Origin of the sequence: Spartinivicinus poritis (genome assembly GCF_028858535.1) — a bacterium.
Taxonomy (GTDB): Bacteria; Pseudomonadota; Gammaproteobacteria; order Pseudomonadales; family Zooshikellaceae; genus Spartinivicinus; species Spartinivicinus poritis.
In genome coordinates this window covers 1-19,736 of record NZ_JAPMOU010000033.1, presented here as the reverse complement: position 1 = coordinate 19,736, position 19,736 = coordinate 1, and the positions used below count along the sequence as shown (strand labels likewise).

24 protein-coding genes are annotated in these 19,736 nt (G+C 40.0%); 13 read left to right on the top strand and 11 right to left on the bottom strand.

What is annotated here, in order from left to right; genetic code table 11:
- Positions 1 to 134 precede the first annotated feature (134 nt).
- The 5 genes from ORQ98_RS20485 to ORQ98_RS20465 form a co-directional block, all read right to left on the bottom strand.
- A complete protein-coding gene (locus tag ORQ98_RS20485; protein WP_274690687.1) occupies positions 135 to 716 on the bottom strand; it encodes a YceI family protein in 582 nt (193 codons plus the stop codon).
- A gap of 73 nt (positions 717 to 789) precedes the next feature.
- A complete protein-coding gene (locus tag ORQ98_RS20480; RefSeq protein ID WP_274690686.1) occupies positions 790 to 1,344 on the bottom strand; it encodes a cytochrome b in 555 nt (184 codons plus the stop codon).
- A gap of 304 nt (positions 1,345 to 1,648) precedes the next feature.
- Positions 1,649 to 1,789 (bottom strand): hypothetical protein, encoded by a 141-nt coding sequence (locus tag ORQ98_RS20475; RefSeq protein WP_274690685.1) that lies wholly within the window; start codon positions 1,787 to 1,789, stop codon positions 1,649 to 1,651.
- Between the two features lie 209 nt (positions 1,790 to 1,998).
- Positions 1,999 to 2,271: a hypothetical protein gene (locus tag ORQ98_RS20470; protein WP_274690684.1), complete on the bottom strand. Its 273-nt coding sequence runs from the start codon at positions 2,269 to 2,271 to the stop codon at positions 1,999 to 2,001.
- A 231-nt stretch (positions 2,272 to 2,502) separates the two neighbouring features.
- On the bottom strand, positions 2,503 to 3,318 hold the full coding sequence (locus ORQ98_RS20465) for a substrate-binding periplasmic protein (RefSeq protein WP_274690683.1): 816 nt from the start codon (positions 3,316 to 3,318) through the stop codon (positions 2,503 to 2,505).
- A 158-nt stretch (positions 3,319 to 3,476) separates the two neighbouring features.
- Here ORQ98_RS20465 and ORQ98_RS20460 point away from each other — a divergent pair, with 158 nt between their 5' ends.
- The gene (locus tag ORQ98_RS20460; protein WP_274690682.1) at positions 3,477 to 4,604 is read left to right on the top strand and encodes a M14 family metallopeptidase; all 1,128 of its coding nucleotides are present in this window, start codon (positions 3,477 to 3,479) and stop codon (positions 4,602 to 4,604) included.
- A 68-nt stretch (positions 4,605 to 4,672) separates the two neighbouring features.
- On the opposite strand, the gene ORQ98_RS20455 is transcribed toward ORQ98_RS20460, so the two are convergent.
- On the bottom strand, positions 4,673 to 4,942 hold the full coding sequence (locus ORQ98_RS20455; RefSeq protein ID WP_274690681.1) for a hypothetical protein: 270 nt from the start codon (positions 4,940 to 4,942) through the stop codon (positions 4,673 to 4,675).
- Between the two features lie 428 nt (positions 4,943 to 5,370).
- Here ORQ98_RS20455 and ORQ98_RS20450 point away from each other — a divergent pair, with 428 nt between their 5' ends.
- Positions 5,371 to 6,066: a tRNA/rRNA methyltransferase gene (locus ORQ98_RS20450; protein ID WP_274690680.1), complete on the top strand. Its 696-nt coding sequence runs from the start codon at positions 5,371 to 5,373 to the stop codon at positions 6,064 to 6,066.
- An 89-nt stretch (positions 6,067 to 6,155) separates the two neighbouring features.
- On the opposite strand, the gene ORQ98_RS20445 is transcribed toward ORQ98_RS20450, so the two are convergent.
- Together ORQ98_RS20445 and ORQ98_RS20440 are read right to left on the bottom strand one after the other, a co-directional pair.
- Positions 6,156 to 6,923: a substrate-binding periplasmic protein gene (locus ORQ98_RS20445; RefSeq protein ID WP_274690679.1), complete on the bottom strand. Its 768-nt coding sequence runs from the start codon at positions 6,921 to 6,923 to the stop codon at positions 6,156 to 6,158.
- Between the two features lie 76 nt (positions 6,924 to 6,999).
- Entirely contained in the window at positions 7,000 to 7,452 is a 453-nt protein-coding gene (locus tag ORQ98_RS20440; RefSeq protein WP_274690678.1) for a cereblon family protein, read from the bottom strand.
- A 439-nt stretch (positions 7,453 to 7,891) separates the two neighbouring features.
- Here ORQ98_RS20440 and ORQ98_RS20435 point away from each other — a divergent pair, with 439 nt between their 5' ends.
- The 7 genes from ORQ98_RS20435 to ORQ98_RS20405 all read left to right on the top strand — a co-directional run bounded on the left by ORQ98_RS20435 (position 7,892) and on the right by ORQ98_RS20405 (position 13,947).
- Positions 7,892 to 8,389 carry a hypothetical protein gene (locus ORQ98_RS20435; RefSeq protein ID WP_274690677.1) on the top strand — a complete coding sequence of 166 codons (498 nt, stop codon included), beginning with the start codon at positions 7,892 to 7,894 and terminating at the stop codon, positions 8,387 to 8,389.
- A 113-nt stretch (positions 8,390 to 8,502) separates the two neighbouring features.
- Entirely contained in the window at positions 8,503 to 9,357 is an 855-nt protein-coding gene (locus ORQ98_RS20430) for a sulfurtransferase (protein WP_274690676.1), read from the top strand.
- 219 nt (positions 9,358 to 9,576) lie between these two features.
- Positions 9,577 to 10,149, top strand: a complete 573-nt coding sequence (locus ORQ98_RS20425; RefSeq protein WP_274690675.1) for a hypothetical protein — start codon at positions 9,577 to 9,579, stop codon at positions 10,147 to 10,149.
- Between the two features lie 55 nt (positions 10,150 to 10,204).
- Entirely contained in the window at positions 10,205 to 10,513 is a 309-nt protein-coding gene (locus tag ORQ98_RS20420) for an HPr-rel-A system PqqD family peptide chaperone (RefSeq protein ID WP_274690674.1), read from the top strand.
- Complete coding sequence (locus ORQ98_RS20415; protein WP_274690673.1) at positions 10,510 to 11,475, top strand: HprK-related kinase A; 966 nt, start codon at positions 10,510 to 10,512, stop codon at positions 11,473 to 11,475. The genes ORQ98_RS20420 and ORQ98_RS20415 overlap by 4 nt, the downstream gene beginning before the upstream one ends.
- Positions 11,459 to 12,544 (top strand): nucleotidyltransferase domain-containing protein, encoded by a 1,086-nt coding sequence (locus ORQ98_RS20410; protein ID WP_274690672.1) that lies wholly within the window; start codon positions 11,459 to 11,461, stop codon positions 12,542 to 12,544. The genes ORQ98_RS20415 and ORQ98_RS20410 overlap by 17 nt, the downstream gene beginning before the upstream one ends.
- Positions 12,545 to 12,696: 152 nt before the next feature.
- The gene (locus ORQ98_RS20405; RefSeq protein WP_274690671.1) at positions 12,697 to 13,947 is read left to right on the top strand and encodes a diguanylate cyclase; all 1,251 of its coding nucleotides are present in this window, start codon (positions 12,697 to 12,699) and stop codon (positions 13,945 to 13,947) included.
- A 195-nt stretch (positions 13,948 to 14,142) separates the two neighbouring features.
- Here ORQ98_RS20405 and ORQ98_RS20400 read toward each other — a convergent pair whose 3' ends face one another.
- Entirely contained in the window at positions 14,143 to 14,400 is a 258-nt protein-coding gene (locus tag ORQ98_RS20400) for an acetolactate synthase 2 small subunit (RefSeq protein WP_274690670.1), read from the bottom strand.
- Positions 14,387 to 16,048: an acetolactate synthase 2 catalytic subunit gene (gene ilvG, locus ORQ98_RS20395; protein WP_274690669.1), complete on the bottom strand. Its 1,662-nt coding sequence runs from the start codon at positions 16,046 to 16,048 to the stop codon at positions 14,387 to 14,389. Before ilvG ends, ORQ98_RS20400 begins: the two co-directional genes overlap by 14 nt.
- A gap of 620 nt (positions 16,049 to 16,668) precedes the next feature.
- Between ilvG and ORQ98_RS20390 the strand changes: the two genes are divergently transcribed.
- The 3 genes from ORQ98_RS20390 to ORQ98_RS20380 all read left to right on the top strand — a co-directional run bounded on the left by ORQ98_RS20390 (position 16,669) and on the right by ORQ98_RS20380 (position 18,108).
- Positions 16,669 to 16,905, top strand: coding sequence for an HP1242/YdcH family protein (locus ORQ98_RS20390; protein ID WP_180570912.1), 237 nt, complete (start codon positions 16,669 to 16,671; stop codon positions 16,903 to 16,905).
- Positions 16,906 to 17,349: 444 nt separating this feature from the next.
- A complete protein-coding gene (locus tag ORQ98_RS20385) occupies positions 17,350 to 17,589 on the top strand; it encodes a PAAR domain-containing protein (protein ID WP_274690668.1) in 240 nt (79 codons plus the stop codon).
- 162 nt (positions 17,590 to 17,751) lie between these two features.
- Positions 17,752 to 18,108 carry a PilZ domain-containing protein gene (locus tag ORQ98_RS20380; RefSeq protein WP_274690667.1) on the top strand — a complete coding sequence of 119 codons (357 nt, stop codon included), beginning with the start codon at positions 17,752 to 17,754 and terminating at the stop codon, positions 18,106 to 18,108.
- Positions 18,109 to 18,245: 137 nt separating this feature from the next.
- On the opposite strand, the gene ORQ98_RS20375 is transcribed toward ORQ98_RS20380, so the two are convergent.
- Positions 18,246 to 18,386 carry a hypothetical protein gene (locus ORQ98_RS20375; RefSeq protein ID WP_274690666.1) on the bottom strand — a complete coding sequence of 47 codons (141 nt, stop codon included), beginning with the start codon at positions 18,384 to 18,386 and terminating at the stop codon, positions 18,246 to 18,248.
- Positions 18,387 to 18,814: 428 nt separating this feature from the next.
- Here ORQ98_RS20375 and ORQ98_RS20370 point away from each other — a divergent pair, with 428 nt between their 5' ends.
- Positions 18,815 to 19,621: a substrate-binding periplasmic protein gene (locus tag ORQ98_RS20370; RefSeq protein WP_274690665.1), complete on the top strand. Its 807-nt coding sequence runs from the start codon at positions 18,815 to 18,817 to the stop codon at positions 19,619 to 19,621.
- Positions 19,622 to 19,736 lie beyond the last annotated feature (115 nt).

The following is a 19,736-nucleotide window of genomic DNA, read 5'->3' as shown; positions in this document are numbered from 1 at the left end:
CCCTAAAGGGTATTGCAAAAGCCGGGAAATATGGAGTGATAGAGTGCTTTGAAACTGCTGTTGGAAATAGGGTGACTAGAGCTATGGTGCAATCTGACTTCCCCCTTTGAAAAGGGGGAAGCAGCTTTCGCGTATTAACCTTGACGGATACCTTCAATGGAGAGAATTAATTCAACTTCTTGAGAAGCAGGCCCAAGGTCCTTTTTGATATTGAAGTCTTTTAGTTTAAAGGAAGTAGAGCCTTGGAAACCTTGACGGTAGCCACCCCATGGGTCTTTTCCTCCGCCGATAGCGGTTACATCAATAGTTACTTCTTTGGTTACGCCATGAAGCGTTAAGTCACCTACTAACACGGCTTTATCATCACCTTTTGGTATGACTTTTTTGCTAACAAAAGTGGCTTTAGGGTATTTTTTTACATCTAAAAAGTCATCGCTGCGTAAGTGTTTGTCCCGCTCTGCATGGTTAGAGTCAACACTAGCAGTATCAATAGTGACATTTACTTTGGTAGCTTCAGGCTTTTTCTCATCGTAGCTGAAAGACCCTTCAAAAGTATTAAAGCGGCCATATAACCAGCTATAGCCTAGGTGCTTTACCCTAAACTGAATAAACGCATGGGCACCTTGGGTATCAATTTTGTAGTCCGCAGCCCATAACTGACTTGAGGCTAGTAGGATAAATCCCATGAACATGCCAGCTACTTTGTTTAATCGCATTGATTGCTCCTGTTGTTTGTTTATGGTTGCTTGTTTGTGGTTTATTTATTGTAAGGAATGTGTTGTGTAACTGTTATTTTTTTACAGTTCCTAACATCCGTCGTAATGTATCATCTTTATCAAATAAATGGTGTTTAATTGCTGCCAGTCCATGTAGAGATGCTAAGCCTATTAATGTAAATGCCAGGTAATAATGTACAGTGCCTGCGTAGCTTTCCAGCTGGTCAATACCAGTGACTAGTGCTGGTACATCAAACCAACCAAAAACACTCACTGGCCGGCCATCAGCAGTCGAGATTAAGTAGCCACTAAAAATAACCAGCAAGATTAGTAAATAAAGCATTATATGCGTTAAGTGGGCAAGCGTTCGCTCCCAAATTTTATGACTTTCTAATGGCTTCGGTGAGTTTGTAAAAAGCCTCCATCCAGTTCGAAAAATCAGCACAACCAGAAGTAGCAGCCCAATGCTTTTGTGTAAATCAGGGCCTTGTTTATACCAAGGGTCATAATAATCAAGTTCCACCATATACAGGCCTAACGCAAACAGGCCAATAATCGTCAAGGCTGTTAACCAGTGAAGCAGAATGCTCACTAAACCATACTGTTTCTGGGTGTTTTTTAAATGCATTGATGTAGAAGCCTAGCGCACTGAAATCATAGTTGTATTTTGGCTATCACATTAGCCAAAGTGTTCAGACTCTTCGATATCTGATCAAATAATGGAGTTAGCTTATTACAGATAACAGTAACATAGGCTATAAAATTCTGAATAAGTTCATCAAAAAAACTGATGAATTTTTTGTGTTAGTGCTTGTCACTGAGTAGTGGTTTAGCTGAGGAAGCACTCATCACTGTAGAAAGTAACCACTCTGTAGCCATAGTCCAGAGTGGCTGGAAAAAGGGAGGTAGAAAAACTGTTGGAGCAGACAGCGTTAGTTACTTTCTACCAAGTCTAAGATGACCACATCACTTGGTTTAGGTTTTTTACAGGGCTTGATGCTTTGGTCATCAGGGTTGGGTTTACAAGGGCGGTTATGGCGACGTGGTTTCATGAGACGAATGAGTCTTTCCATTTGGGCTGCTGTCAGCACTTGTTTCAAAGATCGAATAGTTGTGTGTTTTGCTTTACAATACTGCGGACAGTTTTATAGGTGTTGTATGTTAGTGTTTACGGGGGGAGTGCTCTACTCTCATATACTTTATTGCAAGATAGCCTGAGGCTTAACATGCAATAAACTCCTCCTTCCTATGGTACATGGCCTGTAGAGCAATGTTTTATAATTCAAAAACTGTCTACAGTATTGGCTTTAAAAAAGTCTTTTAATAGGGTTGTTAACTGTTCATCCGTTAAACTGTGCTTAGCTAATATGTCCTCATGACGTTTATTGTCTTCGGCAACAATGGTACCTGTTTGGGCTTGTTGCTCGGCAGTTAACTCAAGCTTTTTCAGTGCATCTTCTAATGAAAGAGGTTGGGAATCTGGGCGAGCATAACTGGTATTGACAACGGTTGCTAATGAAAGAGTAATTGTCAGCAGTATGGGTTTAATTTTCATTTAGGTTTACTCCTTTAAATATCTATCGGCTAGTGACTCTCCATGAAGGAGGGTTTAGTCTGTTTGATGATAGTGATATAGAAAAGAAGTACTGGGACGAGAGTTGTATAGTTTATTTACAATAAGTTCAAAAACCAAATGTGTAGACCTTGTTAAGGTTTTAATGTGGTTAAGTGCAGCAGCCTTTTAATAACTGAAACCATTTATTATCAATGGTAGTATCAACTTAGCTTAATCATTGACTTGTAACATTCCATTTTGGAACTGCCAGTTAGTCAGCTGATAGTGATGTGACCATTTTTTTATCAGCTCTTTGAAGCGACCGTTTTTTTTCAAAGTGTTTAAAGCTTGCTGCCATTGGTTGACTAATTGAGCTGAGGTTTTTTTTGAAGTGCCAATAAACAGCTGGAACTTATAAAGCTTATAAACAGGCTTGATAGCATTAATTGAATAACCGACCTCTCGAATAATAAATGGAATATCTAAGTCTGTTTGAGCTAATAGGGCGGCTCTATTGATAAATAACTTTTGTATGGCTTGGCTCCATTTTGGGCTACTACTTAAATTAGTAAACCCCTGGCTTTTTAAGTACTGTTCTTTAGAGTCATCAATAACGGTTGCAATACTACTGACAGCTTTCGCATCATCCAGTGAATTAATGGTGACTTGAGTCTGTTGGGTACTATATAAAGCCGCTTTTTTTTCCGCCAGTGGACCGATCCATTGAAATAGCTGTTCTCGCTGCTTAGTGCGGCCCATACTAAATAAAAATACATTTTCGCTATGTAATGTATATTGATAGGCCCTAGCCCATGGCAGTAAGACGATAGGTGTGGTGGTATTGTGGGTAAGTGTAAGAATTTCTCTAACAATATCTGTGGCAAAACCTGATACCTCAGTACCTGCTGCTGAATCTTTACTTTTGCCAGTAGAAAAGTTGAGAGGAGGTTCATCAGTAGTGTATACCTTAATAACAGGCGCAGCAAAGGAACTCAGAGTAAAGGGAAGCCAATGTATTATCATTAATATAAACAGGAGCTTAGCCATCGAACGTAGCAACCTCATTCTTGCTGTTACTCGCTTTGATTAGTAGTAGATAAGCGAGTAATTGTTTCGCTAAAGCTTTTTTGGGCAGTTGTTTGTTAATAAAAAAGCATATCTATATAAATGCTTATGTAAGTGTAGACTCACTTAAGGAAGTTCGAATGCATATCAGTGATCAGTTTGACGGTGGAAATATAACCGTTGTCTCCTTAGAAGATGCTGACAATATCCAGCTGGAAATAAAAAGAGATCATCAGTCTGATTTTTATCAGTGGTTTTATTTTAGGTTCGTTGGTGAAGTGGGCGAAAAGTACCAGTTTCATATTACCAATGCAGCAAATGCTGCCTATGCAGATGGGTGGGATGGCTATCAAGTACTTGCCAGTTATGATCGAGAAAACTGGTTTCGGATGCCCACTCAATATGAAAATGGTGTGTTATCAGTCAAGTTTGGGCTAGAAGAAGCAAGCCTGTTTTTTGCCTATTTTGAACCTTATTCCTATGAAAGACATTTGGATTTACTACAAGCTGCAATGGTAGATGAGCGTGTATCCATCCATCTGTTAGGGCAAACGCTTGATGGTAGAGATCTTAATATGTTGCAAGTAGGAGAAGCGACAGCCCCTTATAAGGTTTGGCTGATTGCTCGGCAGCACCCTGGGGAAACCATGGCTGAGTGGTTTATTGAAGGAACCCTGGAAGCCTTATTAAACCCTAATTTGGGGGTGGCCAGGCAGCTACTCAAACAAACTGTATTTTATATTGTGCCGAATATGAACCCTGATGGTAGTGTAAGAGGGCATTTGCGGACCAATGCAGCAGGTATTAATTTAAATAGGGAGTGGCAAAATCCATCTCTAGAAAAAAGCCCCGAAGTATTTTTGGTAAGAAAGAAAATGCATGAAATAGGGGGAGATATCTTTTTAGATATCCATGGTGATGAAGTATTGCCTTATAATTTTGTTGTAACAGCCGAAGGCATACCTAATTACAGTGACTATATTGCTAACCTAGAGCAGCGGTTTAAAGATGTACTTTTACAGGTAACTCCTGAGTTTCAAGTAGAACACGGTTATCCAGTTGATCAGCCAGGCCAAGCGAACCTGTCAATGGCAGCCAGTTATTTAGCCAATCACTTTCAAACCTTGTCAATGACATTGGAAATGCCGTTTAAGGATAACCAGTTACTGGCTGATCCTCTAACAGGCTGGTCAGCTGAGCGTTCCAAGCAGTTAGGTAAAGATGTGTTAATCTCAATTTGGCAGACGTTAGAGTTGATAGAAAGGTAGCGCTTTTACTTGCTTGATAGCCAGCAGTTGCTGGCTTTTAGAAACTGTATACTGAAAACTTACACAGCTTATTTTTGTGTGCACTGACCACGTAGATCTTCAGGCATTTCGGAGTCAGCAATCATCTGACGTTCTTCAATAGTTAATGCTTCGTGGTTACAGTAGCGTTCCCATAAGCGGCGTAACTTATCGGCTTCAGTATCAACAGGTGTTGGCTCAACAGGTTCAACTTGGGTGCTAACAGGCTCAGTTGTTTCACTATGAGTGTCTGTGGTTGTTTGGTTGCTGCCACAGGCAGTCAATAGTGCAATTGAAAAAATAGGTAGTAAGTGTTTCATTAATGCTCCTTTAACGATCAGACGTTGAGACAAAAATATCACGCATTGTATAACCAGAATATTGGTGATGCTTTGCAACAACCCCCTTCGATTTGCTACTTTTGGGCACCTATTGTTGTGCTTATATTGTTTTATATTGGCTGGCGCATCATAGCTTGGAATTATTCTATCACTCAAGGCTATCTGGTTGCGGAATATACGCATTGGTGATCTTAGTCATTATTTTCGAGAGGTAGGTAACAATTAAGATTGTTTATTGTTCATTAAGTTATGGTGTTCTCTTTGGAGACTATTCGTAATAGTTGGGAAATTATGAAGTGATAGGCGTTCAGGGGCTGCTGTCTGGAACTGAAGGAGGTTAGAAGCAATATTCCTAGAGGTTGCGGTATAATCAGAGAACTAATCTGATGCAGTGATGATGTGGAAATATGTCAATTGATTTTATTTTGGTTGAGCCCAAACGTCCTGAAAATGTTGGTGCGGCCGCAAGGGCTTTGAAAACCATGGGGTTTAATGGGTTACGGATAGTTAATAGCCAGGCTCACCTGGTGCCAGAGGCGCAGTGGGTTGCTCATGGCGCGAAAGAAATACTGGCAAATGTACAACATTTTAATCAGTTGCAAGAGGCCACGGCAGATCTTGATTTTACAGTAGCCACTACCGTCAAAAAGCGCAGCACTAAACGTCATTATTATACGCCTGAAGAGGTTAAGCAGCTGATTGAGGCAAAAGGAACAACCGTTAAGTCAGTAGGGATTGTGTTTGGGCGGGAAGAAAGTGGTTTAACTTCAGAAGAAGTACAACACTGTGATATTGCCAGTAGTATTCCATTAGCTAACCCTCAGCCATCCCTAAACCTTGGTCAAAGTGTCATGCTTTACGCCTATATTTTGTCCAAAGTGGCAGTTGACCATAATCTGGAATTATCCGCGCCAGAAGGGCAAATGAAAGCACTAAAAGCCAAGTTAGCTCAGGTATTTGAATATTTGGCAATTTCTTCTACTGCAGTGGAGTATCGTTGGGCAATGGAAAGGTTAGGTGCACTGGCAGAAAAAGATATCCATTTTTTACATACTTTTTCTAGTGATATATTAAAGCAGTTTGATGACGATGAAAGTAAATAAACGATTGCTGGTAACAAATCCTAACATTCATTTATGAAGAGGATAAGGGGCTCTATTTTAGCCCCACTTAGTTGCTGGCTTGAAATGCATTAAAATCCATGTTTCATCATAATTTCTTCCATTAATTTATTTGTTTGGATTGTTTTAAGACCACGATTAAATAACGCTAATTTTTTTTGGTAGTCAGGCGCTTTTTTAGAAAAAGCAATATACAAAGGTTTTATTTCTAAAGGAGGGTCTAAAAACTCCAGTTCTAGTGCATACCATGGGTAACGTTTGGCTATAATGTATTGGGCAACGTATTTATCAATAAAAATAAGTTGCACTCGGTTTTTATATAAACGCTTTATATTAGTATCGTCATTGATTACTTCTTCTTTTATTAAATAATCTGCTTCATCAAACTCTTTGGTATTGATGTAACCGCGTACCACGCCAAATCGGTAGTTACGTAACTCTTTGAGAGCTTCAGCAAGGTTTTTGCGAGGGTCTGCACTAAATTTTATATTTTTGTCTTTACGTTTATAAAAGCCAACGGGTCCCCCTGGAAATGGATCGGAAAATACAAAATCAGTGAGTCGATTTTCATCGTAATACTCTGGAAATAACCCATCAACATGACCAAGGGTGGCAACATGTAATGCTCGTGCCCAAGGAAAAAATAAAACTTCTAAGTCATACCCCACTTCTGAAAAAGCGGCTTTGACAATTTCATTAACATAGCCTTTGTTTTCCAGTTCTTGACCGATGTAAGGTTCCCAATTAAGGGTGGATAAGGTGATTTTTTCTCGGGCTGATGAGTAACTAGAAAAAAGGGTCGTTAATAAAAATAATCCTATCCAGCCAATTTTACGCATTACAAGCACCGAACTACATAGACAGCTTTCTATGAAAAATAGCTGAAAAAGAACAGGTTGCCAGGCTTATTAAGCGTTAGCCGGAAACTTCTGGTGGGTTTGACATAACCAGCTTATCAAGAACAATTCCATAAAAGCTGCTATTGTCATCATTTTGTCGAAAGTGCCAGCCTAAATGCTGCTGACAACAAGTGCACAGGCTAATGGCCCAACTGCATCCAGCGAACCAGGAGGCTTCTGAATGATATTGGCCATATTGATTACAACCAGGTGCAGCACAAAAACAACCAAACTCAAAGGCAAAGCCTGCCGGGTTCATTTTTAAGTGGATATGCTGACCGCTGATTTCAATGCGTTCATGTTCATAAGTGATGGTATTCAGGCAGTGTTTACATAGGAGAGCAGAGGCCGGTTGCTCAAGCAGTTCAACCAACTCATCAACCTGAGACTTGACTTCAGGCTCAGCGATAACAGGTAAGGCACTTGTAATCAAAATGTTAGGGCTGAGTAATAAGTAGCTGCTATACATACACGTCATCCAAGAGCGAACAGACTAAAGTTGCGCTTGCTTACAAAAGCGTATCTTCGGCAAACGCCAATAGGCCCTTGAGCTAAAATGCAGTTCCTTGCATTAGCCTCGTCAGTTCATACTGCATGGTACTTCATCAGCCTTATGACTACAATTGGCAGAGGTGGTTACTATATGTTGGTTACTTTTCATAGTAGAGTGTCAGTTATGTTGCTTTTGTTAAATACCAGCAAACGTTAAATAACAAGAAATTGAGTAAATCTCACCACCCCACAAGTATTACTTAAATATAACCCCTATATTTTGGGCATAAGAACACATTAATGATGGTTTTTTCCACTATCATCAAGTAATGGTTATTTTCTGCTAAGTATCTACTTAATTCTAGTAGACTCATGATTGCTTGCCAGTAACAAACGATTAAGAGGATGTTGGCCAGATGAGTAAAGAAACCTTATGGGCTGTATTAATAGTGACTACGGTAGTGACGGTAGGTGTTGCTGGAGTTGGATGGGATGCTTGGAAGGAGCATTTACACTCTACTGATCAACAGTCGGCAGAAAACAATTTAAGCAATAAGGAAGATGGCTTGAGCAATCAAGTAATTGAGCCGGTTCAACACTCACAGCCAAGCAGCTTAATCCAGAATGATAACGATAGTATTCAGTCCAGCGAAAAGGTTAATCATACAACGAATGGGGTGCAGAGCACTGCACAAGCGCTGCAGCCAACTCCTAGTCAGGCTATGACTGAAACAGTGGACAATCTTCAGCCTTCTATAGATCAAGATAATCTATCAACTGCTACTAGAAACCAACGAACTAGAATTATAGTTAAAGATCCTATTGTGTTAGATGGGGTTGATGTGATGGCTGAGCTAAAAGGTAAAGAACTTTCGGCTGAAGAAGCGATTAAGACCATGGATGAAGAAAGCTAAGCAGTGTTTCTTAAATGTCTATTTCTTAAATATGTGTTACCAATTAAAATCAGCTGGGAAAATAAAAATACAGCTTAGGTTTTATTTCTTTCTCTAATTACAAGGTCGTTTTTATGGACATGCTGGTAACACCCCACTGGCTATCAAAGCAGCTTTCTCTTAATAATAACTTATGCATAATTGATTGTCGTTTCTCTCTGGCTGATCCCGATGCTGGCCAACAAGCTTATGATCAGCAGCATATTCCTGGTGCCGTTTTCGCTGACTTAGAAAAAGACTTGTCTGGCCAAGTTGTGCCGGGTGAAACAGGACGACACCCGTTGCCTGATGTAAATCGTTTAAATGAGCAACTGAGGACTTGGGGTATTAACCAGGACTCAATAGTCGTTGTGTATGATCAACAAGATAGTAGTCAGGCTGCAAGGCTCTGGTGGCTGCTAACCTGGTTGGGTAAGACTCAAGTCGCTATTCTAGATGGTGGCTTTCAGGCCTGGCAGGAGGCTAAGTTGCCAGTGACGACAGAGCTGCCGACTAAAATACTGGGTAACTTTGTAGGGCAGCCAGATTCCGATATGTGGGTATCAACTGATGAGGTGTTACAGCAATTGAGTCAACCAAAGTGGTGTTTGGTTGATGCTCGGGCTGCAATGCGTTACTCGGGAGAGCAGGAGCCAATCGACCCTATTGCAGGCCATATACCTGGTGCACTTAATTTACCTTTTCAAGGAAATTTAACAAAAATAGGATGCTTTTTACCGAAGCATCAATTAGCTGAGCGATTTAAAGCCTTGCCAGTTAAAGAGGTCACAGATTTGGTGTGCTATTGTGGCTCTGGAGTGACTGCTTGCCATAATATCTTTGCAATGGAACTGGCAGGCATAGGGCGGCCTCGATTATACCCTGGCTCTTGGAGTGAATGGGTGGCCAGCGCAAGCAGGCCAGTTGCTGTGGTCCAAAATAAGGGATAACTACTACAGTAAATCAGCAGGAGGACTTTGTTAGAGCCTTAAATATTCGCTGAAATAGACTGGCTAAGGTTGTCCCATAATTTTACAGAAGGCTAATAGCGGATTATCGTAATAATGGTCAATCGCTTATTGGCTCTGTAGGTATAAATAAAATTATTGTATGGACCAAACCTTGCTTAATAAAGGATAGTTTTTAACGGATAACAAGTTGGCGGGACAATGAGTAATAATGAGCATAGCAAGCAATCAGTTGAGAATGGGCAGCAGACAACCTTGACCAGTGACCTTGAGCAGTTATCAAGTAAGCAGGTGCAGCGCCGGAAGTTTCTCAAAGCTTCTGCAGTTGGGGCGCCGATAGTATTAACCCTAAGAAGTGGTGCAGCTTTAGCGGCGACCAGCGCAACCTGTGACATGAAGCTAGCTGAGGCTAATTTACCAGCTCCCGATGCGGTGGTATCTGAGGCGGATGGTATGAGTGAAGATCCAAGCTGGGTAAGGGCAATGGGTACTAAGCACATTTTTATGCCACTCCCTAATGGTGAGCCTCAAGAGGTTATTGAAGTTAATGGTACACTCTATGTGTTAAACATGAATCAATTAACGGAAGCACCCAATCAAGATCAACTCATGGAATGGCAGCAAGCAGTTAGTAATAATGAAGGGCAGTTAAGCTCTGAAAGCGTGAGTGTTCTCGTCCACTTTGATGATATGCGTCAAATGAGTGTTGAAAGCGCTCCAGGCACCTCACCCTTGACTAACTCTTGTTGGGTCTCCATCCAACCAAGCCCCTGAACAAAAGTGTTGTAGCCCTTGGGTTACAACACTAATCTGGTCTACCCTATAAGCCATGGGAACGTTTACCCAACAACAAGATGAAGCTATTAACTGGCGTTTGGCAGACCTTGGTCAGCTGCTGTGGGCAGATTGGGGAGAAGACACTATTGTGTTTAATGGCTTATCTGCTGATACACACTTATTAAACACCATGTCGTTAGATGTCTTATTGTTATTAGCTAAAAAGCCAATGTCAGCTGAACAACTAATAATCAGCCTTGCTAAGCAATGGCAGCAGCCTTTAGAGCAGATTGCTAAATCAATCAGTAGCTTGATCCATAACTTGGACTGTTTAGGGTTAATTGAGCCGGAATTTACATGAAAATTGCTGATTTAACAGTAATGGAGCTACAGGAGCGGCTTCGCAATGGTTTGGTGTATCAAATAGGTCCATTTAAATTTCAATTAACCGTTAAAAACTGTAAAACACTTGTTTCCCAACTACATTGGTTATTTGCTCATTATCCAACATTTTCCCAACCACAACTGATAGATTTTGCTATCCAGGTAAGGCGACCACGGTTATGGCGTCGTTGGTGGCGACCACAGGTGGAATTTAAAGCGGATGGCGATCCAGGTATGGCGCCCTTTCCACTAGACCACGCATTACCCATGCTGGAGTGGGGCAGCAACTGGTGTATCGCGACTCATGCTCATCGCTATTTAATGTTGCATGCTGCTGTAGTAGAACGGCAGGGCCATGCGATTCTATTTCCTGCTTGGCCGGGTTCTGGCAAGAGCACATTATGTGCTGCTTTGTCACTCAGCGGCTGGCGTATGTTATCAGATGAGTTTGGTTTGCTCGAGCCAGAGTCTGGTTTATTACAACCATTGCCTAAGTTGACTCCACTGAAAAATACTTCAATTGAAGTGATGAAGCGGTTTAGCCCAGAAGCTGTTATTGGCCCTTTATTTGAAAAAACCCGCAAAGGAATGGTGGCTCATTTTCGTCCACCTGCTGCAAGTATTGAGCAGGCTCAGGAAAAAGCACAACCACGCTGGATTATCTTCCCTCGTTACAAAGCAGGGGCTAATAATGTATTGGTTCCTGTAGAGAAATCCCAAGCATTGTTAAGACTGGCCAATAATGCATTTAATTATAAATTATTAGCGACCACAGGTTTTCAAGCTGCACGTCAGTTAGTAGATCAGTGTAATTGCTATGAATTGAATTTTGATAGCTTACGGGCAGTTATTCCGTTGCTACTTAGCCTTTATGAGCAGGAGTTCGTCTCTCCACCAGTCAATAACAAAAGCCGAGTGGTTAATGAAACAGCAGATTGAAAGTCACTATTTATTGACGGTATTAAAGCAACCATCAACTGTAGTCCAGTTTTCAGTAGAGCAGTGGAACGTTTTACTTTTTCAAGCTAAGCAAGCCGGTATGTTAGCTACCTTAGCCAATAGTTTTCAACAACAGCAGATTTGGCAACAACTACCTGAAGCTGTTCAAGGCCAGTGCCAAGATGCTTTGCAATTTGCTCAATACTTACAACGTAATGCTCGTTGGGAAATCAATCGGCTCAGGCGAGTACTCTATCCTGCTGGCTATCAAATGACTCTGTTAAAAGGAGCTGCATACCTATATCACAAAATTCCTGTTAGTGAAGGGCGGCTATTAGCAGATGTTGACTTATTATTTGATGAGGCTGACTTGCCCACAATCGAAACCTTGTTAATCGACAATGGCTGGGAGTGTGCGAAGCAAAATGACTATGATAAGGCATACTACCATCAGTGGATGCATGAACTGCCGCCTTATCGTCATCGTGAACGGCTGTATGATGTTGATATTCATCACCGAATTTTACCCCGCACCAGTCGTTTAAACCCGGATCCATCTTTATTGCTAACCGCATCTATTCCGTTGGCTGAGCCAGGATTAAACACCTTGTGTTTGCCTGATATGGTGTTGCATACCATCGTGCATTTGGGCTATGACGCGGATTACCATAATCGAGTTAGAGATTTATACGATATTGATCAACTACTGCGTTATGGGGAGAAGCATGTTCCTGATTTTTGGCTGCAACTGCAGGAGAGGGCTTTAAAGCTCGGTGTAACGCTGCCACTAGCTGATATTTTGTGGTTGTTGGAGCAGTTTTTTGCTACTCCAGTTAATGAGCAGCTGATGACAAGGCTTCCCAAATGTTCAACCAGTATTTTCCAGCGTATTAAATGCTGGGCAATGCCAGAGGCTATGTTGCCTTTGGCTAGAGGCCAAAAACGAATACGAAAACAGGTTGCAAGCCAGTTGCTCTATTTACGCTCCCATTGGCTGAAAATGCCTCCTTTATTGCTGTTAAATCATCTTTCCCGTAAATCTTGGATGCGAGTGACAGGAAAAGCTTAGTTAACTCTAGCTGAAGAGATACACTGCTATACTCTACTATTAAGCTAATATGACTGTTATCTAGCCGTCATGAAAAGGTTCAATGACTCATTGCACTGTAGCTGTATATAAATAGTGGTATATAAATCTGCCTTTTACTAGTGGAAGCCTGTATGAAGGGGAGTGCAGTACTAATTGTTGAAGATAGCCCAATGGTTTTAAAGGTGCTTAAGCATTTATTTGAAGCGAAGCAAGATTTGTCCCCATTATTTGCGGCAACATTAAGTGAAGCTGAGTCATATCTGAACCAGTCAGATAGTTCTTATTTAGTAGCTGTGGTGGACTTGAATTTACCGGATGCGCCAAATGGTGAAGTGGTTAATAAAGTGCTTGCAGCGAATGTTCCCTGTATTGTGTTATCAGGTTCTTATAATGATAAGAAGCGGGAAGCCCTGTTAGATAAGGGGGTTGTTGATTATGTACTTAAAGAAAGTCGTTATTCTTATGAGTATGTTATTAAGTTAATTTTGCGTTTGCAAAAAAATCAGTTTATTAAAGTACTTGTAGTGGATGACTCAAAATCTACCCGTGCTTTTATTAGAAAAACTTTAAAGCAGCATCTCTATCAAGTATTGGAAGCAGAGGATGGTATTGAAGCTTTAGCTATGTTGCAGCAGCAACCCGATATTCGATTGATGATTGTCGATTATAATATGCCTAATATGAATGGCTATGAGCTAGTAAAAAATATTCGGCATAAGCAGAATAATAAAAACTTAATTATTATTGGTTTGTCTGCTGAGGGTAGTGGAGCCTTATCGGCTAAGTTTATTAAAAACGGCGCAAATGATTTTTTACGTAAACCTTTTTATCATGAAGAGTTACACTGTAGGTTAATGCATAACCTAGAGGAAATGGAATTGCTCGAAGCAGTGAAGGATGCAGCTAATAGTGATTATTTAACTGGCCTATCTAACAGACGCTACTTCTTTCAGGTGGCTGAGAAACTCTATGAAAATGCTGTAGAGCAGAATAAGCCACTGAGTTTGGCTATGCTAGATATTGATCACTTTAAGCAGATCAATGATAGTTATGGCCATGAGGTTGGAGACTATGTATTAACAAAAGTCGCTGATGTGTTAAAAGAGAAGTTTTCACGATTTATTGTAGCTAGATTGGGCGGTGAAGAATTTTGCGTTTTGTTAAAAGGGTTGGATGTAGATAAAAGTCAGCAACTACTAGACAGTTTTCGGTGTTTGGTTGCTGAGCAGAAGTTAACTATTGGTGGTATCGATATAGGCTTCACTATAAGTATAGGAGTAACAGATAATACATATAGCTCGCTCAGTGACATGCTGGCGATAGCTGACAAATGCTTATATCGGGCAAAACAAGCTGGCCGAAATTTACTCATTATTGACTAAATATCACAAGCTAATCTTAACAAAGCATATAAGAAAATATACCTTTCACGAGTGATTTCCAGGTTTTGTTATCATCACTCCAATCACCACTTATTTATAAGGGCATGGCATTTCGCATTTGATGGTCGCATCTAAAAATCATTCGTATGTGATGTAGTATCGTAAAATATGTCGCCTTTAATAGGTAAGTCTTTATTATGCTTTTATAGCGGCAAATTTTCGCTTGGCAGGAGATAGCTCACGAATGTCATATTGCTTAGCGAGTTGCATAACCAAATGTTGTTGGCTTCTGTTGCTGGCGACAGCCAGTTCAATTTTAAAATGGTTGTGTCTGGGGTGTAACTTGGCGTTGAAATGTTTTATTTCAAAGCCACGAACCCGACTGGTATTTAAAATCCGCTCTAGACAACCGGGGGTGTTACGGGCAACCAGTTGTAACTCATAATAATTCATTTTTTGTACACTCCAGCATCTCATCATTAGGTACACCAGGGGGGACTAGTGGCCATACGTTGTCTTTAGGGTTGATACATACATGTAAAAGAAAAGGTGTTGTTGCTTTGAGCAAGGTTTGCAGAGCAGACTCAACATCTTCTGCTTGGGTAATACATTGGGCTGTTAAACCAAATGCTTGGGCGACTTTAACAAAATCAGGGTTATCTGATAAATCAACTTCACTGTATCTTTCAGTAAAAAATAGAGTCTGCCATTGCCTTACCATACCCAGTCGTTGATTATCAATAATGATAATTTTAATGGGCAACTGATAACGAATAATGGTTGCCAGCTCTTGGATGTTCATCATAAATGAGCCATCACCAGAAATATTAATCACTTGGGCATCAGGGTTGGCAAACTGGGCTCCGATTGCAGCGGGAAGGCCGTATCCCATAGTGCCTAAGCCACTGCTGCTAAGATGGTGGCGGGGGTGAGTAAACTGGTAATGTTGGGCTACCCACATTTGATGCTGGCCAACATCGCAACTGATAATGGTTTTTTCAGTTGCGAGTTGTGATAAGCGATTAATTAACTGAGGAGCGTAAATTGAAGGAGGGTTGCTGGGGTAAGTGAAGGCGTGCTGATGCTTCAGTGTTGTACAGTATTGTTGCCAATTGCCAATTGCAGCAGGATTAGTTAACTGGCTTAAACTGTAATTGAGCTCACCATGGATAATGACATCTGGTATTTTAAGTTTGCCAAACTCGGCGGCATCAATATCCAGGTGAATTATTTTTGCTTTTGCTGCAAAGCTGTCCAGTTTACCTGTGACTCGATCATCAAAACGAGCACCGATACAAATCAGTAAATCACATTGCTGTACAGCTAAATTAGCTGCTTTGGTACCATGCATGCCGAGCATCCCAAGATAATAAGGGTCATCAGGTAGGTGGTTACCAATGCCTTTCAAGGTGCTAACTGAGGGGATACCAGATTGTTGGGCATATTTCCGTAAGGCGTTTACTGCACCACCCAGCATAACGCCACCGCCACTGTATAGTAATGGGCGCTTTGCTTGCTTGATTAGTAGGTTAGCCTCCTCAATTGTACCAGGGCCGGCTGTAGGCAAACTGTAGTCTGCTGTAGGAAAGCCTACTAAAGAAGGTATTTCAGCAAGTTGAATATCTTTTGGTACATCAATTAATACAGGTCCTGGGCGTCCTGACATTGCGATTTGCATTGCTTCTTTCAGCATCCAAGGTAATTCATTGGCTGCTCGCACTTGAAAGCTGTGCTTAACCACAGGCAAAGCCATGCCAAGGATATCCACTTCTTGAAAGGCATCCGTACCAATAAATGGACTGGCAACCTGCCCAGTAATGGCCAGCATGGGTATAGAATCTAAGTGAGCATTGGCAATACCCGTAAGCAGATTGGTAGCCCCTGGCCCGGAGGTCGCTAAACAAACACCTAGTTTTCCCGTGCTTCTGGCATAGCCATCAGCAGCTAAGGCAGCCCCTTGTTCATGGCGACAGAGAACATGGTTGAGTTTGCTATCAACGAGTGCGTCATAAACGGGCATGATTGCTCCGCCGGGATAGCCAAATAATGTGCTGATGCCTGCTGTTTCTAGGGTTTTAATAATGTGCTGGGCGCCGTTCATAGAGTCAATTCACATCACTGTTGTTGCAAAAAAAAACCCCCGGCTTTTTCAAGTCGGGGGTTTTAGTATTCGGTAGCTCGGTTATTGGTTAGCCACGTGAACCCCCTTGTTGGTGCATAATAATAATCACCACAAGTGTTTTCACGATAATTTTTTTAATGGCTAACAAAGCATTCATTACAATTTAACTTATCACTAGATAACTTACTTAAACCACACCTAACACGTATTGAATAGTCTAATAGCGTCTTAGTTGTTACTTGTTCAGGAAACAAGCCTGTCAAACATGAAGCGAGTGATGTATAAGAAACGGTGTAATGCATATCCTATCACCCACCTCTTTAATCAGAGCATAGTTTGATGGAAAAAACAAGAGTCATAAGTGGCTTTACTGAAAGTTGACTCGCATCAATAAGTCGTGAGGTTATTTCCGTTATTCATAGTTCTGTGGTTTGTTAATCGCTTAAGTGCTGGCAAAGGTTAATCGGCACTAATAAGGTTGCCTTGAGTCTGCTGCAAGTGATGTTGTTTGTTTGAGAAGGTTAACATAGCTGAAAAATTAGCTGGCGTGGTAAACGACGGCTTACTAGACTTAATGATGAGTAATAGGGAGGAAAACAATGTTGAGGCATAAACACAGCCTAGTCGATGAGTTCCCTCAATGCCGGGAACAAATTAATAAACTAAAACATGAAAATCCCACCTTTGCCAAAATGGCAGCTGAATATCACACGCTTGATCACCAGCTATGTGGCTTGATGATGAGAGACATTCCGACGAGTGATGAAAACTATCTTTCATTAAAAAAACGTCGAATGAAATTAAAGGACCAGATTTACGCTATGCTTTCCCATTAGTGAGTCAATTGAAAAGGTGATGCCTTATGCATCACCTTTTTTTATTAAATTGTAAACACTATTTTGAAATATAGTATTTTAGGACTAAGTAAGTCTACAGCTTTAAAAACTGTAGCTTATGATTTTTTTGTTTTGATGGTTGTCTCTAAGTATTGTCTCTGTAGGTAATAGTACAAGGTTTGATGTATTAATTGACTGTAAAATAATACCTTATTATTAATTGGTTTCTTAATCAAAACTTGATAATAATGAGGTTAATTAACTAGCAATCGACTAGCTACAAGCTGGGTGTGAATAAGCTAAGCTTTAGTTAATAAGAAATGTAAATTATTAAGGCTATCCTTGAAGCTACTATTATCGAAACTCCCTTAAGTCAGGTAATACAAAATGTACTAGCTTATAGCAAGCTTGCCATGGTCAAAGATATTAAAGAAGGGTAGTAAGATGAAATGGGCTCTTGTTGGTGATAAAGACACAAAAGGCAATGTCATCGTTGAGGGGAGTCCTAATCATATAGAGAGTGGTAAGGCTGTAGCTCGAGTTGGCGATAAACTAAGTGATGGTAGTGTGATTACTACAGGGCATCCTTTTATTAAGATTGATGGTCGGCCAGTGGCTATTACTGGTAGTGATGTGAGTAATGGGAATAAATTAGTTGAAGGGGCTTCAATAACTCAGTTATAAAAGAGATTTTATTACTAGCCTAATATTATTAGCTTTTTGATATTGAGGGTAGGTATTATGGCCCTTTATTAGTAATATCTATATAAAGAGCATGGGCTGAAAAGCAATATGAACAGCCAGATACCGAGCCACTCAATGGTATATAGTGTATAACAGTTAAGTATGACCAAGCTGATAGATGTACCAGTATCTCAGGAACAGCGTGCCTATCCCCGTAAAGAGATAAACTGGCAGACAGCAATTAAAGGAACAGATCATGGTGAAGCATTACCTGCGGAGGCTATTAATATTTCTGTGCAAGGGGTACTGTTAACCACATCGGTTTCCTTTCAAATAAAGCAAAAATTATCCATCATGATTAAAGCGCATCATCTTAATAATCAACTGATTATTTATGCAATAGCTGAGGTGAAACATGTGATAAAAAGAAAAAGTGATTATCATATTGGTTTGCAGTTTAAAAAAATACAGCCGTTAGCTAAAAAATTTATTTATCGCTTTGTAGAGAATTCAATTTAATTAGCAGTCCCCATTACGGCGTTATAAATAATTACGTTTGTTAAGCATTGCTAAATTCATCACTAAAAGTATACTTACGATAATGAAATAGTTTGTAATATTCGTTCAAATTATTGTCACTGTTGAAATATTTGGGACTAAAGTGTGGTTTTGCTTGTATAGTCCTGATAGTACTTATTTCGTTTATAGCCTGCATAAGTGAGTAACCCCAAAGAGGGAACAACTACACTGATAAAGAAGGCTGTTAATACAATAAAAAAGTTAATATAAAATTCCATCACTCTTCACCTAAGTGGTTTCACTGATATTTTTGCTACCATGTTTCTACATCAAAATTAGAATATCTCTGACTTGAGTCCACATTATAGTAGCTATATATGTCTGCTGTAGGATAAAGTTGTTGTCATTCAGTTAATATTTTGCACAAAGAGTGTCATTTAGATCAGATAAGCCGAAATTGACCTATCAAGCAATCATTGCATACTCGTATTATGCTCTTAGGTATGAGTGCTAAACCAGAACCTTGGGCGTCTATTTTTAGAAGTGCGCTATAGTAGTATCAAGTTGCATTATGCTTGATTTGCTTGGAAGCGATTAATTTCTGATCAATTATGGTTGGGATCCAATAAGAGAATACTATTTGTCCAGATATCCTGTAGCCCTATGCAGCTCCAAGAAAAGCTTAAAGGCATCTGCTAAAGTTAGTATGACCAACGTATTAACTAAAAATGTATTACTTATAAACTTTCCTATGAAGAAATGTATCATAAGCCTATGTGTTGTTTATATAAGCATCTTTACAGGGCTTACTCTAGCTCAACAAACTTTGAATTTAGTCACCCTTGATAAATTTGCTCCATTTACCTGGCAAGAAGGTAATAGTGCGAAAGGAATTGATGTCGATATAGTCAAAGAACTATGTCGACGTAGCAATATTAAGTGCAATATCAGTTTTCGTCCATGGAAAAGGGTAATATTTGAAATAAAAACAGGAAAAAGTGATGGTGGGTTCTCTGCATTTATAACATCAACAAGAAAAAAGTTTGGTCATATTCTTGATATGCCTATTCATTACAGTACCTATAAAGTATTTGTCAAAAAAAATAGTGATCTGAAATTTGAAAAAATAGAAGACTTATATGGAAAAACTATTGGTCGAAACCTCGGCTTTCTTAGTGGAGAAGTGTTTGATCAAGCTGCAGTTGCAGGTAAAATTAATGTTGTAGAAGCAGTAGATATTCAAGCTAATATTAATAGACTCATGGCTAACAGAGTTGTTGGTATTGTGACCAATTATCACGAAACAATATTAGAGTTAAAAAAACTCAAATTACTCGACCAAGTAGTTGATTTGCCTCGGCCTGTCAGAAAGCCAAGAGGCGCATATTTAATTATCTCTAGAGCTGCAAAGATTGATAATAAACCAGGGTTAATAGAAAAATTGAATGTTAACTTAAATGCTATGTACTCTGATGGTACTATCGAAAAAATTAATAAGCTATATTTACAATAGGTGAGTCGATAATTAGCAAAAGCCCAAAACTTGATAAATTATACCAGTCGCGAATCATTTCTAGGTTCAATAATACAGCATCATGTGTATAATCCACTGTTATGAGAGGATTTGA

Coding starts and splice junctions, on each gene's coding strand:
- ORQ98_RS20485 (WP_274690687.1), bottom strand. CDS start 716: ATGCGATTAAACAAAGTAGCTGGCATGTTCATGGGATTTATCCTACTA.
- ORQ98_RS20480 (WP_274690686.1), bottom strand. CDS start 1,344: ATGCATTTAAAAAACACCCAGAAACAGTATGGTTTAGTGAGCATTCTG.
- ORQ98_RS20475 (WP_274690685.1), bottom strand. CDS start 1,789: ATGGAAAGACTCATTCGTCTCATGAAACCACGTCGCCATAACCGCCCT.
- ORQ98_RS20470 (WP_274690684.1), bottom strand. CDS start 2,271: ATGAAAATTAAACCCATACTGCTGACAATTACTCTTTCATTAGCAACC.
- ORQ98_RS20465 (WP_274690683.1), bottom strand. CDS start 3,318: ATGGCTAAGCTCCTGTTTATATTAATGATAATACATTGGCTTCCCTTT.
- ORQ98_RS20460 (WP_274690682.1), top strand. CDS start 3,477: ATGCATATCAGTGATCAGTTTGACGGTGGAAATATAACCGTTGTCTCC.
- ORQ98_RS20455 (WP_274690681.1), bottom strand. CDS start 4,942: ATGAAACACTTACTACCTATTTTTTCAATTGCACTATTGACTGCCTGT.
- ORQ98_RS20450 (WP_274690680.1), top strand. CDS start 5,371: ATGTCAATTGATTTTATTTTGGTTGAGCCCAAACGTCCTGAAAATGTT.
- ORQ98_RS20445 (WP_274690679.1), bottom strand. CDS start 6,923: ATGCGTAAAATTGGCTGGATAGGATTATTTTTATTAACGACCCTTTTT.
- ORQ98_RS20440 (WP_274690678.1), bottom strand. CDS start 7,452: ATGTATAGCAGCTACTTATTACTCAGCCCTAACATTTTGATTACAAGT.
- ORQ98_RS20435 (WP_274690677.1), top strand. CDS start 7,892: ATGAGTAAAGAAACCTTATGGGCTGTATTAATAGTGACTACGGTAGTG.
- ORQ98_RS20430 (WP_274690676.1), top strand. CDS start 8,503: ATGGACATGCTGGTAACACCCCACTGGCTATCAAAGCAGCTTTCTCTT.
- ORQ98_RS20425 (WP_274690675.1), top strand. CDS start 9,577: ATGAGTAATAATGAGCATAGCAAGCAATCAGTTGAGAATGGGCAGCAG.
- ORQ98_RS20420 (WP_274690674.1), top strand. CDS start 10,205: ATGGGAACGTTTACCCAACAACAAGATGAAGCTATTAACTGGCGTTTG.
- ORQ98_RS20415 (WP_274690673.1), top strand. CDS start 10,510: ATGAAAATTGCTGATTTAACAGTAATGGAGCTACAGGAGCGGCTTCGC.
- ORQ98_RS20410 (WP_274690672.1), top strand. CDS start 11,459: ATGAAACAGCAGATTGAAAGTCACTATTTATTGACGGTATTAAAGCAA.
- ORQ98_RS20405 (WP_274690671.1), top strand. CDS start 12,697: ATGAAGGGGAGTGCAGTACTAATTGTTGAAGATAGCCCAATGGTTTTA.
- ORQ98_RS20400 (WP_274690670.1), bottom strand. CDS start 14,400: ATGAATTATTATGAGTTACAACTGGTTGCCCGTAACACCCCCGGTTGT.
- ilvG (WP_274690669.1), bottom strand. CDS start 16,048: ATGAACGGCGCCCAGCACATTATTAAAACCCTAGAAACAGCAGGCATC.
- ORQ98_RS20390 (WP_180570912.1), top strand. CDS start 16,669: ATGTTGAGGCATAAACACAGCCTAGTCGATGAGTTCCCTCAATGCCGG.
- ORQ98_RS20385 (WP_274690668.1), top strand. CDS start 17,350: ATGAAATGGGCTCTTGTTGGTGATAAAGACACAAAAGGCAATGTCATC.
- ORQ98_RS20380 (WP_274690667.1), top strand. CDS start 17,752: ATGACCAAGCTGATAGATGTACCAGTATCTCAGGAACAGCGTGCCTAT.
- ORQ98_RS20375 (WP_274690666.1), bottom strand. CDS start 18,386: ATGGAATTTTATATTAACTTTTTTATTGTATTAACAGCCTTCTTTATC.
- ORQ98_RS20370 (WP_274690665.1), top strand. CDS start 18,815: ATGACCAACGTATTAACTAAAAATGTATTACTTATAAACTTTCCTATG.